This window comes from Archangium minus (assembly GCF_044360475.1).
Taxonomy (GTDB): domain Bacteria; phylum Myxococcota; class Myxococcia; order Myxococcales; family Myxococcaceae; genus Archangium; species Archangium minus.
Window position 1 is genome coordinate 12,757,074 of sequence record NZ_CP043494.1, and the last position, 14,476, is coordinate 12,771,549.

Sequence of the window (14,476 nt, forward strand, 5' to 3'; positions counted from 1 at the left end):
CCGGAGATGAAGTCACCCATGAAACGAAGCAAGGCGCCCCTGCTGCTGGCATTCGTGCTCGTCCTGGCCGGATCGGCCCTGCTCGTCTTCAAGACGCGCCTCCCCCAAGGAGCGTCTCCGGAAGGGGCCCCGCGCGCGGCGGCCCCCGGCTCCCTGGCCCCGACAGCCAGGAGCCGGGGGCCCGCCGCGGCGCTCCACCCCTCGCAACCCGGCGCGGACGGCGTGGAACAACCTCCCACGGGAGACCTGGTCTCCTACCTGCGCTCGCGCTACGGGGCCCGCATCCGCGACCCACATACGCAGATGCGGATGCTCGAGCAGCTCATGCGTCACTTCCAGCAGCTCAACCCCACCGGCTGGGAGGCGGACCTGCTCGCCCTGCTCCAGCAGGCCTTCCCCGAGCTGTATGACGAGCTGGCCCTGCGCCTGCGCCAGCGCGTGGGCTACGAGAAGTGGATGAAGGAGCACCACGCCGAGCTGCGCGACAAGACGAACGACGAGCGCCGGGCCGCCATCTGGCAGGAGCGCAACCAGCTCTTCGGCAAGGACGTGGCGGAGAAGATCTGGATCGCCGAGCTGCGCAACCAGGCCGTGGCGGACTCGCTCAAGGCCATCGACGCGCTCCCCAACGCGAACGTCCAAGAGCGCCTGGCGCAGTACAAGCAGAGCCTCGACAAGACGTACGGCGAGGGCGCCCAAGCCCACGTGCAGACGCACCAGCAGGAGCTGATGAACCGCTTCCTGGACCTGGGCTCCGTGCAGCAGGACCTCAGGGCCATGACGCCCGACCAGCGCGCCGCGAGCCTGCGCTCCATCCGCAAGGAGATGGGCCTGGACGAGGAGGCCCTGCGGCGCTGGGAGGACCTCGACCGGCGACGCGATGTGCGCTGGGAGGTGGGCTCGCAGTACATGTCCGAGCGCGAGCTGCTCGCCCAGCAGCACTCGGGGCCTGAGCTGGAGGCACGGCTGACGGAGCTGCGCTCGCGCTACTTCGCCGACGAGGCGGAGACCATCGCCCAGGAGGAGCAGAGCGGCTTCTTCCGCTTCACCCGCCCCCGGCAGTGGGGCCGCAACTAGCGCGCGGTGTAGCCCCCGTCCACGACGAGCTCCGCGCCCGTCACGTAGCGCGAGGCGTCCGAGGCCAGGTAGAGAATGGACTCGGCGATGTCCTCGGGCTCGCCCATGCGGCCCAGCGGCGAGGCGGCCTCCAGCTTCTTCCAGGCCTCCTCCTCGTTGCCTACCTGCGAGACGAAGCCGTCCCACCAGTCCGCGTTCTGCCAGATGGGCGTGCGCACCCCACCGGGGAACACCGAGTTGACGCGGATGCCGTCCGGCGCGCACTCCACCGCCACCGCCTTGCTCAGCATGCGCACCCCGCCTTTGCTGGCCGAGTACGCCGCCGTGCCGGGACTGCCCACGAGCCCCGACACCGAGGCCACGTTGATGATGGAGCCCCCGCGCTTGCCCAGCCGCATGGTGCGCACCGCGTACTTCGTGCCCAGGAAGGTGGCGTCCAGGTTCACCGCCATCTGCTCGCGCCACTCGGCCATCGACATCTCCGCCACCGAGCGCGAAATCGCGATGCCCGCGTTGTTCACCAGCACGTCCAGCCGGCCATACAAGTCGAGCGTGCGCGTCATGACCTTCTGCCAGGTCACCTCGTCCGTCACGTCGTGCACGCAGGAAAAGGCCTGCCCACCCGCGGCGCGAATCTCCTGCGCCACCTGCTCGCCCGAAGGAGCAATGTCCGTCACCACGACGCGCGCGCCCTCACGGCCGAACAGCAGCGCCGTGGCACGGCCGATACCCGATGCAGCCCCCGTCACGAGGGCCACCTTGTCCTTCAGTCGACTCATAGCGGCTGAAACGTACGTTACCCGACTTTCTGGCCTTCCTGGCCTGGAAATATATGACCACGTGAAAGAGGGGGCGCCGGGGTTTCATGGGGCGGTGCGTCACAAATCACATGTATGGAATTACCCTCACCCCGTCCCTCTCCCAGAGGGAGAGGGGAGGGTGGCACCGTGGCGTGACAGGTCCTCAGGCGTGTTGACGCTGACCACCGAATGGAGGTTCTCGTCCACCGCTCTCAGTGCCTCCTCTGGGAGCAGCTTCGCCCGGCAGCGTGACAGCAAGACACGCAGAGAGGGTTCCTCCACTCTCAGCGCCTCGCCCCAGGGGTCCGCCAAGGTTCTCCGATAGAGGGCCAGCAGCGGCTCCACTCGGCCTCCCACCGTGAAGCACACCGCGTCCACCTCGGGCCCTCGCGCGCTCAGCAGCACCCGCACCGCGCTCTCCGCGATGAATGGCATGTCGCACGCCACCGCCAACACCCACTCCGTCCTCGCCCCCACCAACGCCGCGTGGACTCCTCCCGGTGCTCCCCTGCCCCGCACCACGTCCTCCACCGTCCGCAGGGAGAAGCGCGCGTAGGGCGCCCCGTCGTTCACCACCAGCAGCACGTCTCCGAACAGTCCCGCCAGTTGCAGCACCCGCTCCAGCACCGACCGGCCCTCCACCTCCAGCAGGCCCTTCGTCACCCCGCCCAGCCGCTCGCCCTTCCCTCCCGCGATGACCGCCAGCGTCACCTCCGGGAACTCCGGCCCCTTTCGTTCCTTATCGCTCACGCCGTGCCTCCTTGCTCCTCGGCACTCCCGTGCTCCGTCCGCTAGAGAAGGCTACCTTCTCTCCGCCCACCTCCCGGCGCGCTCTTGCGCTAAAGCCCGGTGGACGACGCCTCCACCATGTCCCTCGCACCGCTCGCCACCGCTCGGAAGACAGCCCTCGACGCGCTCCGCCCCGCGCCTCCCGTGCGCATGCCCCTCCTGGAGGCCCTCGGCCACTTCCTCGCCCAGGATGTCACTGCCGCTCGTTCCCTCCCTGGCTGCCCTGTCTCCGCCATGGATGGGTATGCCGTCCGCGCCGAGGACACCTCCGACGTCAACCGCGACCGCCCTGCCCGCCTTCGCGTCGTGGACACCATCTACGCCGGTCACCTGCCCTCGCGCGTCCTCCAGCCCGGCGAGGCCTCGCGCATCTTCACCGGCGCGCCGCTCCCCGAGGGCGCCAACGCCATCGTGCGCCAGGAGGCCACCGTCGTTCCGGAGGCAGGGCTCGTCGACATCTGCATCAGCGTCCCGCCGGGCAAGGACATCCGCCCCACCGGGGAGGATCTGCTCGCTGGCACGCCCCTGCTCCGCGCCGGACAGCGGCTCGAGGCCTCCGTGCTCGGCGTGCTCGCCTCCATGGGCGATACCCACGTCCTCGTGCGCCCGCCACCACGCGTCGCCGTGCTCGCCACGGGTGACGAGCTCGTCTCCCCCGGCACTCCCGCCCTCCCCCATCAGGTGTACGAGAGCAACCTCGTCCTCGTCGCCGCCCTGGCTCGCGAGGCCGGAGCCCACGTCGTGGCACTGGAGCGCTCCCGGGATGATGCCGAGGCGCTGCGCTCCACCCTGCAGCGCCTGACGGGCGAGGCCGACATGCTCATCACTACCGGCGGCGCCTCCGTGGGAGAGAAGGACTTCGTGAAGCGCATGCTCTCCGAGCTGGGGGCCTCGTTCCTCGTGGATGGCGTGGCCCTCAAGCCCGGCAAGCCCGTGGCCGTGGCGAGGCTCGGTACCACCGCAGTCGTCGTGCTCCCTGGCACCCCCGGCGCCGCCACGGTGGCCTTTGACCAGTTCGCCCGCCCGCTCCTCTTGCGCCACCAGGGTGTCGCCGAGGAGCGCCAGCGCGTCCGCGTTCGCCTCGATGACGGGCGCCACAAGCAGGCCGGCTTCACCTACCTCGTCAGCGGCACGCTGGAGACGCGCGAGGACGGCCAGGTGTGGGCTCGCATCCGCACCCAGGACTTCGGGCAGCACCTGCAGAACGTCGATGCTGAGGGCTATGCCGTCCTGCCCCCGGGCCGCGCCGACTTCGTCCCTGGCGACGAGGTGGACTTCGAGCGCTTCGACCGGCCCCGCTTCCTCCCCGTGGAGCCGTGATGCGACCGCCCGCGCTCGCTGTCGTTGGCTGGTCCGGCTCGGGGAAGACGACGCTCCTCTCGCGGCTCGTGCCCGAGCTGCGCCAGCGAGGCCTGCGCGTGGGCGTGGTGAAGCACTCGTCCGACCCGCACCCGCTGCACAGCGAGGGCAGTGACACCGCGCGCTACGCCGCGTCTGGTGCCGCGTTCGTCGCCTTCGCCAACCCGGCCGGCGTGCAGCTCTCCTTCCCCGAGCCTCCCGAGCACGTGCTGTCCCTGCTCGAGCGCTTCGCCGATACCGTGGATCTGGTGCTGGTCGAGGGGTGGAAGCAGGGGCCACTGCCCAAGCTCGAGGTCTGGCGCGAGGGGCTCGGCCCCCTGCTCGCGACGACGCGCCAGGACGTGCTCGCCGTGGTAGGTGATGAGGGAGCCGTGCCCGAGGGCATGAAACACTTCGCTCCAGGCGACGTGCAAGGGATTGCCGCCTTCCTCCAGCAATGCCTTCGGGACGGAGTCCTGCGATGACCGGTGACAAGCACCCACTCCCCCCGGGAGTCACCCGGCGCCCCGTGAGGCGCTACACCGCGGACGGCCAGCTCGCGCCCGCCGAGCCAGACTCCGTGGCCCTCGAGGAGCCGCTCGACATCCGCATCAGCGGGGACACCGTGGCCGTCACCATGCGCACACCGGGCGCGGACCGGTTCCTCGTCACGGGCTTCCTCTTCGCCGAGGGACTCATCCACTCCGCCGAGGACCTTGGAGGACTCGCGCACTGCGGCCGTCCCGGAGAGGAGGGCTACGGCAACATCGTCGAGGTGACGCCCGCTCCCGGGCTCGTCATCGACTTCGAGCGCGTAGGCGCCACCAAGCGCGGCACGCTCACCACCGCGGCCTGTGGCGTGTGCGGCCGGCGCAGCGTGGACGATCTCATGGCCACGTGCTCGCCCGTGCCCGCGGGCCCGGAGGTCCCCGCCTCCGTGCTCGCCCGCGCCACCGAGCACCTGCGCACCGTGCAGCCCAACTTCGCCCGCACCGGCGGAGTCCATGCCGCCGCCGCGCTTGACGAGAAGGGGACAGTGCTCGCGGCCTTCGAGGACGTGGGCCGCCACAACGCCGTGGACAAGGTGGTGGGGGCACTGCTGCTCGAGCACGGCCTGCGCTCGGCACGAGCCTCCCAACCGGCCGCGCTGCGCCCCACCGTGCTCGTGGTCAGCGGACGCGTCAGCTTTGAAATCATCCAGAAGGCCGCCATGGCCCGCTGCCCCATCGTGGCCAGTGTCTCCGCGGGCAGCTCACTCGCTATCGACCTCGCTGAGCGCGCGGGCATCACGCTCGCCACCTTCGTGCGCAACGGGCGCTTCAACGTGTACACGCACCCCGAGCGCATCCGCGAAGGGTGACTCCGCATCCCCGGAGGGGGCGCCGAGTGGAGTGTCCACGAAATTCTTGGACAGAATCCGAGAGCCCGTGGATGTCCCCTCTCCCACTGGGAGAGGGCTAGGGTGAGGGTATTTCTCGCCTGTGTGGCCAGCTGGGAACGGGGACATGGGGCGGAGTGGGCTCCGATGCGAACCCGTCCCAGGAGTGACACAGGCGGGTAACACATACCCTCACCCCCCGCCCTCTCCCAGAGGGAGAGGGTGCATCCGCAACTCAATTCAATGCATCACCTGGGCGGCCTCTCCTGAGGGGGCGGAAGCGGAGCCACGCCGCATCGTCGAGAGGGCGTCCTCGTCCCGGATGGCGAGCGCGGCGATGACTCCCACGAGCGCCACCCCCGCATCCACGAGGAAGGCGATCCGGAAGGCGGGGAGCTGCTGCTCCAGCCCCGGGGCATGAGCGCCGCTGCGTCCGAGGGAGATCGACAACACGGTCGCCATCAGCGCGACCCCGAGTGCCGCCGCGAGCTGCCGCTGCGCGTTGAAGATAGCCGAGGCGTGGCCGGTATCCGCGCTGGAAATCCTGGCGAACGTGGCCGCCTGCTGGGAGATGAAGAGGAAGGCAATGCTCGCGCCGGTGGTGAACATCAGCGCGCGCAACACCCAGAGGCTCGACTGCAGGCCCACGAGCGCCACGAGTGTCACGGACACGCTGACGAAGAACAGGCCGAACGCGATGAGCCGCCTCGGACCCACTCGGGGGTAGAGCCGCCCAACGAGCTGCGAGGACACAAGCACGCCCAACGCCTCCGGGAACGTGGTGAGGCCCGAGGCAAAGGCGGACTCGTGCCGGGCGGACTGCAGGTAGATGGGCATCAGGAACAACAGGCCGACGAAGCTGGCGCTGCCGAACGCCGAGGCAATGTTGGTGTTACGGAAGAGCCTGTCCTTCAGGAGCCGCAGCTTCAACATGGGCTCCTTCACGCGCAGCTCGTTCCAGACGAACGTCACGGCGGCCACCAGGCCCAGCACCCCGGCGATCGCCACGGACGGCGTGCTCCAGCCGACGACGGGCCCCGAGCTCAGCGCATACAGGAGCATCGAGAGCCCCGAGCCCGCCAGCAGGAACCCGGGGAAGTCGAAGCGGCCCGCCCTCGGCTCGCGGTGCTCCTTGAGGCTATAGGCGCCGAACGCGAAGGCGGCGAGGCCCACCGGCACGTTCACCAGGAACACCCAGTGCCAGGACAGCGTGTCGACGATGAACCCGCCCAGCACCGGCCCGAGCGCGGGTGCCACCACGGTGGGGATGATGAGCACCCGCGCGGCGTTCGCGCGGCGATCCGGAGGGAAGGCGCGGAACAACATGGCCGTGCCCACGGGCGCCATCATCCCGCCGCCCACCCCCTGAAGGACACGGAACGCCACCAGGGAGTGGAGCCCCGTCGCCAGACCGCAGAGCGCCGACGCCACGGTGAACATGCCGAGCGCCGCGAGGAACGTGCGCTTCGTCCCGAACCGGTCGCCCATCCACCCCGACGCGGGAATCCACACCGCCAGGCTCATGAGATAGCCGAGCACCACCCACTCCGCGTCGGTCGCCTGCACGCCGAACTGATGGGCGATCACCGGCAGGGCAACGTTCACGATCGTCGTATCCAGGATGTTCATGAACATCGCCGTGACGAAGATGACGGCGACGACGTACTCGGGGCGTCGGTGGATCCAGGACATGTGGGAGTCCTTCTATGGCTCGAAGCCACATTCCATAATGCGGTGTGGCCTCATAGTGAGTATACTCACTAAATTCGAAGGGAGACGACGTCAATGCCGAAACCACGGACAGGAGACGAGCTGATCGACACGCTCCTATCCACCGCGCGACACCTCCGAATGCAGGCGAATGACCGCCTGAGTGCCTGTGGGCTCTCCCTGCCTCGGTACAAGGTGCTCCAACTCCTGGAGGAGGAGCGCCGCCGCATGCGGGAGGTGAGCGACGCGTTGGACATCGTCCCCCGGACGCTGACCAGCACCGTGGACGGACTGGAGTCAGAGGGGCTCGTGAAGCGCGAGGAAGACCCCGAGGACCGCCGCGCCACGCTGCTGTCACTCACGCCCCAGGGCAGGAAGCGGCTGACCGAGGCGCGCACCATCCTGGCCGCCCACGTTCGCGAGCGGACGGCCGGATTCAGCGCCGAGGAGCGCACCGTGATGATGCGCTTGCTCAAGAAGCTCGCTGGCGAATGAGCCTCCCCAGCAGGAACCCTTCAACTCTCACGCCCCACAGGAGAAGCACCCATGCTGGCGCATCGTTACCGCCTCACCCTGGAGCACCTGGCCACCCGCCGCGAAGGCGAGACGCTCCACACCGAGCCCGTCACCTTCGAGTTCGAGAACCATGACGACATCTTCGAGATCATCTCCCGCATGCGGCGGCAGGAAGGCCTCAGCGAGGGAGACCAACGGGAACTCGCCGTGGGCCTCAAGCTGTTCAGCGAGGTGATGCTGCGCAACCGGGAGCACCCGCTGTTCCAGGAGCTCCAGCCGCACTTCCGCGACTTCATGAAGGCCCTCAAGGAGCGGGGCAAGGCCGCCGCCCCGTGAGGGCGCCCTCCCGTCAGGACTGAGCGACGCGGGAACGCTTCGGGACCTCGACGTGGTCCAGGTCGCGCACGGCCACCACGTCCGACACGAACACCTGGGCCTCCTGCACGAACGGAGCCGTGTCCTCGTAGCGCTGCGAGAAATGGGTGAGGGCGAGCCTCCGGACCTTCGCGTCCCGAGCGAGCTCCGCCGCCTGCAACGCGGTCATGTGGAAGTGGCCATGCGCCTCCTCGCGCTCGCTGTCGAGGTACGTGGACTCGCAGACCAGCAGATCCACCCCCTCCGCGAGTCGGGCGGCGTTCGCGCACGGACGCGTGTCCATGATGAACGCGAAGGATTGTCCCTCCCGCTTCTCGCCCACCTCCTCCAGGCGCACGGTGCGGCCATCGACCTCGACCACGCCCCGCCGCTGGAGCTCCCCCACGCGCGGGCCTGACAGCCCATGCGCCGCGAGCCGGCTCGGATCCAGCTGGACCCGCGCATGCTCCTCGAGCCGGAACCCGAAGGTGTCAATGGAGTGCTCCAGCTTCGCCGCGGAGAGCGTGAAGCCCTTCGTCCGAGCGAGCACGCCGTCCTTCGCGATGGGCCTCGGCACGATGGTGGCCTTGTCCATGAAGGGGGTCGCGTGCCGGAGCCGCTCGTAGAAGACCTGCCCCGAGGCCGGGTAGTAGACCTCGACGGGATGGGGCGCCGAGTCCAACGAGAGCCGCTGGATGATGCCGGGCAGCCCGAGCGCATGGTCCCCATGGAAGTGGGTGATGCAGATGCGGGTGACCTGACGTGAAGACAGCCCCGCGTACGTCATCTGCCGCTGAGTGCCCTCTCCGGGGTCAAACAGGATGCCCTCGTCCTCCCACCGGAGGAAGTAGGCGTTGTGGTTGCGATGACGCGTCGGCACCTGGCTGGCGGAACCAAGGACGATGAGCTCTCGATTGGACATGACGTGCCTCCGGACGGCGCCCCGCGCCCACTCCTGACTTCTCGCGGCTCAGGCGGCCTGGGCCAGGGGCACCCGGCGGCCCGTCCGCTTCACGAGCACCTTCACCCCGTACCTCGGGCTCGTCATGGCCCCCGCGTTCGCCACCTCGAGACGCTGCCCCGGCGCCAGCTCGAAGTGGAAGGTCCTCAGCAGGTACGAGAGCACCACCTTCGCCTCGAACATCGCCAGCTCCTTGCCGATGCACGTGCGGTAGCCACCTCCGAACTCCACCATCGCGTACGGCTGCTTGTGCTCCTCACGAGGTGCTGCGAACCGGTCCGGGTCAAACCGCTCCGGCTCCTTGAACACGTCCGGAAGCTGGTGCGACACGCGCGGCAGGTACATCACCTTCCACCCCCTCGGGATGGTGTAGCCGCCCAGCTCAAAGCCCTCCAACACCCCGCGCCGCAGCAGTGACACCGGAGGATAGAGACGGTGGGTTTCTCGGAGCGCCCGCTCCAGCACCGGCAGCTTCCGCGTGGCCTCCGCGTCGATGGGGCCCTCCGCCAGCACCTCGTCCTGCTCGGCGAGCACCCGTGCCAGGTACTCGGGGTGGCGCAGCAGCAGCGCCAGCGTCCACGTCAGCGACAGCTTGGTGGTGTCGTGCCCCGCGAACATCAACACGAGCACCTGGGAAATCACATCCTCGTCATCCAGCCCCGCCTCCAGCAGCCGGCTGATGATGTCGTCACGCGGATGGGCTCGCCGGTCGGCAATCCACCGCGCCGACAGCCGCCGCAGCCCGTCACGGTAGCGCTGCATGTACGGCAGCCCCGCCGCCTGCAGCGCCAACCCCACCGGCGTGAACATCTTCTTGTAGAGCTCGCGGAAGCGCGGGTAGTCCTCCCCAATCTCCACGCCGAGCAGGAAGCCGCAGGCCACGCGGAACGTCAGCTCGCTCATCGCCCCGATGAGGTCGACCGGCTGGCCCTCCTTCCACCCCGCCGTCTGGGCCCGTGCCAGCTCCACCATCGCATCGCCAAAGGCCACGATGTTCTGGTGGCGGAACGCGGACATCATCGGCGCACGCCGGCGCCGTTGCTCCTCGCCATCGAGCAGGGGCATCGCCGTGGGACCCATCACCCGCGAGCCCTCGTCGCCATAGGCCGCGCCCCAGGAGAGGTGCGGCGTCTCGCGCTCGAGCACGAAACGGTTGGCCTCGGGCCCGAGCAGCACCGCGAAGGTGTCCTTCATGTCCCGCACGGCGAAGACGCGACCGTGCTGGCGATAGCCCTCCATGAAGAAGGCGAACGAGTCGACACCGAGCCCGTGGATATACGGGAAGTGACCGAGGAGGGGGAGCCCTCGGCCCATGAGGGGAGGAAGCGGCATGGTTGTCCCAGAGGCTACGAAGCACGAGCCCTCCAGGTCCAGCCACCCCACTGTGCTGACAGACAGGACAGCACAGTGGGGCCGTCTGTCATACCTTCACCAGGCGCCCCGAGACCGGAGTCTCCTCTGAGGCAAGAGCGGCTGCGCCCGTGGAGCCAGTTGCCTCGTCCATGGTGAGAACCCTCCGGGAGATGAAGCGGACGATGAAGTACAGCAGCATCCCCTGCGGGCCATACAAATACGTCAGCAGGACACACGGAGCGACGGCCAAGAGGGGAACCTTGCGTCGGATCGCGTCTCTTACCACCCACGCGCCGACGAATAGGTCAAACACCAGGTAGTGAATCCAACAGACCAACGCCGTCCACGGCTCCTGGAAGAGCCGCATGGCGCCCTCGAGCGTCGCCGCGCTGGCGCCCTCGGGAGGTGAGGCCGCGAACAACATGAAGCCGAGATGGGCCAGCGCCAGCATCACCGGTATCACCACCGCGTGCACAATCCTCTGCGTCCACTTCCAACGCGGAGCGAACACCAGAAGGGCCCACGCGGGTGCAACACCATACGTAAAAACAAGAAACAGGGTTTCAGCTCTCATACAAGCCTCCGGTCATCACAGGGGTTCGGGTACACGACGAACCGACACGCGATGAACCGTGGCGCTGGATGCCTTTTCCGGGCGGCCCGCCCCGACACACGTTGAAGAAAGCCTGTCGGGTGACGAGCGAGCACGAAGCACCCACGCAGGTGGGCAACCAGGGCCTCGGTTCGCTTGTCGGCACCCCACTCCACCTTCACGGGCCCACGACACGAGCTCGCGCGGACATTCGCGGCTCGTGGTCGAGGACTGCGCACTCGCGGCGACGCATGAGCACCGTCCTACCGGTGTTCGGTAGGCGATTCACTCAGAGGGTCGCGCGGCGGAGCGGTGGTTAGCGGGCAGAGATCATGAGAGACGCGGGTGGCGCGTCGATGGACAAGCTAAAGCGGCTTCCCAAGCTTGTCTATGATTTTTTTCGCAACCCTCATTCGAACAGGATAGCTCCCGGGCAGCACAGCGGGCGTACTGCCGCCCGGGAATTTTCCTGAGGGCGGGGGCCGCGCCTACTTCACCTGCACGCCCGGAGAACCCTGACGGCACAGCTGGATGGGCTCACAGTTTCCCGCTCGACGAATCCAACAGTCAGAGTCCGTCGAGCAGTACGAGCAATCCTGAGTGCAGTACCCGACCGCGGCCGTGGACTCTCCCGCCCCCTGGGCCGCAATCGGCTCAGAGCGGGTCTCCAGCGTAACAGCCGGAGCCTCCTCCCCAACACGGGAGAGGCAGACGTCAGCCGCGGTGTCATCGCGCTCGTTCTCCGCAGCATGGGCGGAAGCCTGGGGCCACGCCACAACGACTGTCAGGGCAACCACCAAGAAGGACGCCAGAGTCGATCCCGACTTCATTTTCTCTCCTAGTCTTTGGGGGACTGCTGGCGACGGATGTTAAGCCATCCGCTACCGGGGAAGGTATTTCTTAAACGCGCGGCTCACCGAGCCGCTGTACCCGAGCCGCTCGAAGAAGGCGTGGGCCTCCGTCCGGTGCACGCCGCTCAGGAGCATCACCTTCGTGCAGCCGTGCTCGCGGCACACGCGCTCGGCATGCTCCAACAACGCCCGGCCCGAGCCCCTGCCTCGCGCCCCTGGGTCCACGACGAGGTTCTCCAGCAGCGCGTAGGGCCGCTCCTCGAACATCACATCCGGACACAGGTGGAGGAGCACCGTCCCCACCACCTGGCCCTCCCGCTCGTCCACGAAGCAGAAGTTGTCCACGTCCTCCCGCAGGCGCGCGAGGCGCTCGGGCAGGACGCGGATGCGCGGATTGTGGGGGACCAGCAGCTCATACAACCGCTGGAGGGCCCCCGCATCCGTCGGCTCGGCCTCGCGAATCATCGCGGGGCTCAGCCGCGCGCGAAGGCGTCGCTGACGATCTGCCGCGCCTCGTCCACGAGCGACTCGAGGTGCTTCGCGTCCCGGAAGCTCTCCGCGTAGATTTTGTAGACGTCCTCGGTGCCCGAGGGCCGCGCGGCGAACCAGCCGTTCTCCGCCACCACCTTGAGCCCGCCCAGCTCCGCGTTGTTGCCGGGAGCGCGCGTGAGCCGCTGGAGGATGGGCTCGCCCGCGAGCGACGTGGCACGCACCGCCTCGGGCGACAGCTTCTTGAGCGCCGCCTTCTGCGCTGGAGTCGCCGCCTGGTCGATGCGCGTGTAGAGCGGCGAGCCGAACTTCTTGGTGAGCTCCTGGTAGTGCTCGCCCGGGTCCTTCCCCGTGCGCGCGAGGATCTCCACCGCCAGCAGGTCCAGGATGATGCCGTCCTTGTCGGTGGACCAGACGGTGCCGTCGCGGCGCAGGAACGAGGCACCCGCGCTCTCCTCGCCGCCGAAGCCGATGGAGCCCTCCAGCAGTCCGTCCACGAACCACTTGAAGCCCACGGGCACCTCGACCACGCGCCGGCCCAGGTCCTTGCCCACGCGGTCAATCATGCTGCTGCTCACCAGCGTCTTGCCCACGCCCGCGTCGCCCTTCCAGCCCGGACGGTTGCGGTAGAGGTAGCTGATGGCCACGGACAGGTAGTGGTTGGGGTTCATCAACCCCGAGCTCCGGGTGACGATGCCGTGCCGGTCCGAGTCCGTGTCGTTGCCGAAGGCGATGTCGTAGCGGTCCTTGAGCTCCACCAGGCCGGCCATCGCGTACGGGGACGAGCAGTCCATGCGAATCTTGCCGTCGTGGTCCACGCGCATGAAGCGGAAGGTGGGGTCCACCGTCTTGTTTACCACCTGGATGTTCAGGCCATAGCGCGCGGCGATGGGCTCCCAGTAGTCGAGGTTCGAGCCACCCAGAGGGTCCGCGCCGATGGACAGCTTCGCCCCACGCACCACCTCCAGGTCCACCACGTTGCCGAGATCCTCGACGTACGGGGTGATGAAGTCATGGCGCTTCACGGTGGGCGCGGTGCGCGCGCGCTCGTAGGGAATGCGCTGTACGCCGGTGTTGCCCGCGCCGAGCAGCTCATTGGCGCGCTTCTCCACCCAGCCGGTAATCCCCGTGTCCGCGGGGCCACCGTTGGGAGGGTTGTACTTGATGCCACCGTCCTCGGGCGGGTTGTGCGAGGGCGTGATGACGATGCCATCGGCCAGGCCCTGCTTGCGCCCGCGGTTGTAGATGAGGATGGCGTGCGAGATGACCGGCGTGGGCGTCGCCCCGTCGGTGAAGCGCACCTCCACGCCGTGGGCGGCGAGCACCTCGAGCGCCGTGCGCTGAGCCGGCTCGGACAGCGCATGCGTGTCCATGCCGAGGTACAGGGGGCCGTCGATGCCTTCCTTCTTACGGTACTCGCAGACGGCCTGCGTCACCGCGAGGATGTGCGCCTCGTTGAAGCTGCGGCGCGCGGCCGAGCCGCGATGACCGGAGGTACCAAAAGCCACGCGCTGCTCGGCTTCGCGCACGTCCGGACGCTCCGAGTAGTACTGGGAGCGCAGCGTCTCGGGGTTGATGAGGATGGAGTCGGGAGGGAGCTTGCCAGCGAGAGGATGGGCCACGAGGCCAATCTAGCGCCCCGTGGCCCCGGTGCCGTGCACCGTTTTCGAGGATGTTGTCGCTTCGTTCACGCCCTTACTGACGCTTCAGCGGCTCGTCCTCGTTGTCGCTCGGGAAGCTGTCACCCTCGAACGGTTCACTGCCCTCGACGCCGGAGCCCCCCGTCCCGCCGAGGTCATCCTCGCCCAGGTCACCGGTGCCGCCCAGGCCCTGGTCGTTCTCCGGGTTCATCACGCCCGAGCCGCCCGTGTCGGGAGCAATCTCAGGACCCCGGTCGACGTCCGTGCCCGGGTCCACGGTGCCCGAGCCGACACCCGGCTCGGTCCCCATCGTGTCGTCGGTGCCCATGTCATCGGTGCCCAGGTCGCCCGCGCCGCCCGTGCCGCCGGGGCTGGTGGAGCCGGGCGTGGTCCCGCCCTGGTTCTCCGCCGGCGTCTCGGTCTGCTCCGTTGGCTCGGAGCGCTCGGCCGCCGAGTTCGACTTGCACGCGGTCCCCACCGCCATGGCGCCAGCGACGAGGCCTGCCAGGATGAGCCGGGTCTTGGTCATGGATTCATTCCCCCTGTGAAGAACTGCTGTGGTTGCTCGGGAACGTGCTCAGCAGGAAACGCATTGGCAGGGAGCGCCCTCCTGGCCGGCCGCTCCTCG

At 68.5% G+C, this 14,476-nt stretch carries 15 protein-coding genes; 6 read left to right on the forward strand and 9 right to left on the reverse strand.

The features are described 5' to 3' along the window. Positions 1-18 precede the first annotated feature (18 nt). The gene (locus F0U60_RS52630) at positions 19-1,077 is read left to right on the forward strand and encodes a hypothetical protein (protein ID WP_395812092.1); all 1,059 of its coding nucleotides are present in this window, start codon (positions 19-21) and stop codon (positions 1,075-1,077) included. Here the strand turns inward: F0U60_RS52630 and F0U60_RS52635 are convergent. Together F0U60_RS52635 and F0U60_RS52640 are read right to left on the reverse strand one after the other, a co-directional pair. Further along, positions 1,074-1,856 (reverse strand): SDR family NAD(P)-dependent oxidoreductase, encoded by a 783-nt coding sequence (locus F0U60_RS52635; protein ID WP_395812093.1) that lies wholly within the window; start codon positions 1,854-1,856, stop codon positions 1,074-1,076. The genes F0U60_RS52630 and F0U60_RS52635 overlap by 4 nt on opposite strands. 126 nt (positions 1,857-1,982) lie before the next feature. Further along, entirely contained in the window at positions 1,983-2,627 is a 645-nt protein-coding gene (locus F0U60_RS52640) for a molybdenum cofactor guanylyltransferase (protein WP_395812094.1), read from the reverse strand. A 117-nt stretch (positions 2,628-2,744) separates the two neighbouring features. On the opposite strand from F0U60_RS52640, the gene glp reads away from it, so the two are divergent. From glp to fdhD, 3 genes are read left to right on the forward strand one after another with little or no spacing between them, the layout of a single operon-like run. Then, positions 2,745-3,986: a gephyrin-like molybdotransferase Glp gene (gene glp, locus F0U60_RS52645; protein WP_395812095.1), complete on the forward strand. Its 1,242-nt coding sequence runs from the start codon at positions 2,745-2,747 to the stop codon at positions 3,984-3,986. Beyond that, positions 3,986-4,489, forward strand: coding sequence for a molybdopterin-guanine dinucleotide biosynthesis protein B (gene mobB, locus F0U60_RS52650; RefSeq protein WP_395812096.1), 504 nt, complete (start codon positions 3,986-3,988; stop codon positions 4,487-4,489). The genes glp and mobB overlap by 1 nt, the downstream gene beginning before the upstream one ends. Continuing rightward, a complete protein-coding gene (fdhD, locus tag F0U60_RS52655) occupies positions 4,486-5,364 on the forward strand; it encodes a formate dehydrogenase accessory sulfurtransferase FdhD (protein ID WP_395812097.1) in 879 nt (292 codons plus the stop codon). The genes mobB and fdhD overlap by 4 nt, the downstream gene beginning before the upstream one ends. Before the next feature lie 258 nt (positions 5,365-5,622). On the opposite strand, the gene F0U60_RS52660 is transcribed toward fdhD, so the two are convergent. Further along, a complete protein-coding gene (locus F0U60_RS52660) occupies positions 5,623-7,074 on the reverse strand; it encodes a DHA2 family efflux MFS transporter permease subunit (RefSeq protein ID WP_395812098.1) in 1,452 nt (483 codons plus the stop codon). A 93-nt stretch (positions 7,075-7,167) separates the two neighbouring features. Here F0U60_RS52660 and F0U60_RS52665 point away from each other — a divergent pair, with 93 nt between their 5' ends. Then, positions 7,168-7,587, forward strand: coding sequence for a MarR family winged helix-turn-helix transcriptional regulator (locus F0U60_RS52665; protein ID WP_395812099.1), 420 nt, complete (start codon positions 7,168-7,170; stop codon positions 7,585-7,587). A 51-nt stretch (positions 7,588-7,638) separates the two neighbouring features. Beyond that, entirely contained in the window at positions 7,639-7,944 is a 306-nt protein-coding gene (locus F0U60_RS52670; RefSeq protein ID WP_395812100.1) for a DUF3861 domain-containing protein, read from the forward strand. Positions 7,945-7,957: 13 nt separating this feature from the next. Here the strand turns inward: F0U60_RS52670 and F0U60_RS52675 are convergent, their stop codons facing one another. The 6 genes from F0U60_RS52675 to F0U60_RS52700 form a co-directional block, all read right to left on the reverse strand. Next, positions 7,958-8,884 (reverse strand): ribonuclease Z, encoded by a 927-nt coding sequence (locus F0U60_RS52675; RefSeq protein WP_395812101.1) that lies wholly within the window; start codon positions 8,882-8,884, stop codon positions 7,958-7,960. A gap of 48 nt (positions 8,885-8,932) precedes the next feature. After that, positions 8,933-10,255 (reverse strand): cytochrome P450, encoded by a 1,323-nt coding sequence (locus tag F0U60_RS52680; RefSeq protein WP_395812102.1) that lies wholly within the window; start codon positions 10,253-10,255, stop codon positions 8,933-8,935. A gap of 88 nt (positions 10,256-10,343) precedes the next feature. Beyond that, complete coding sequence (locus tag F0U60_RS52685; protein ID WP_395812103.1) at positions 10,344-10,850, reverse strand: ABA4-like family protein; 507 nt, start codon at positions 10,848-10,850, stop codon at positions 10,344-10,346. An 899-nt stretch (positions 10,851-11,749) separates the two neighbouring features. Beyond that, positions 11,750-12,184, reverse strand: coding sequence for a GNAT family N-acetyltransferase (locus F0U60_RS52690; RefSeq protein WP_395812104.1), 435 nt, complete (start codon positions 12,182-12,184; stop codon positions 11,750-11,752). An 8-nt stretch (positions 12,185-12,192) separates the two neighbouring features. Then, on the reverse strand, positions 12,193-13,830 hold the full coding sequence (gene pgm, locus F0U60_RS52695; protein ID WP_395812105.1) for a phosphoglucomutase (alpha-D-glucose-1,6-bisphosphate-dependent): 1,638 nt from the start codon (positions 13,828-13,830) through the stop codon (positions 12,193-12,195). A 73-nt stretch (positions 13,831-13,903) separates the two neighbouring features. Next, positions 13,904-14,377: a hypothetical protein gene (locus tag F0U60_RS52700; protein WP_395812106.1), complete on the reverse strand. Its 474-nt coding sequence runs from the start codon at positions 14,375-14,377 to the stop codon at positions 13,904-13,906. Positions 14,378-14,476 lie beyond the last annotated feature (99 nt).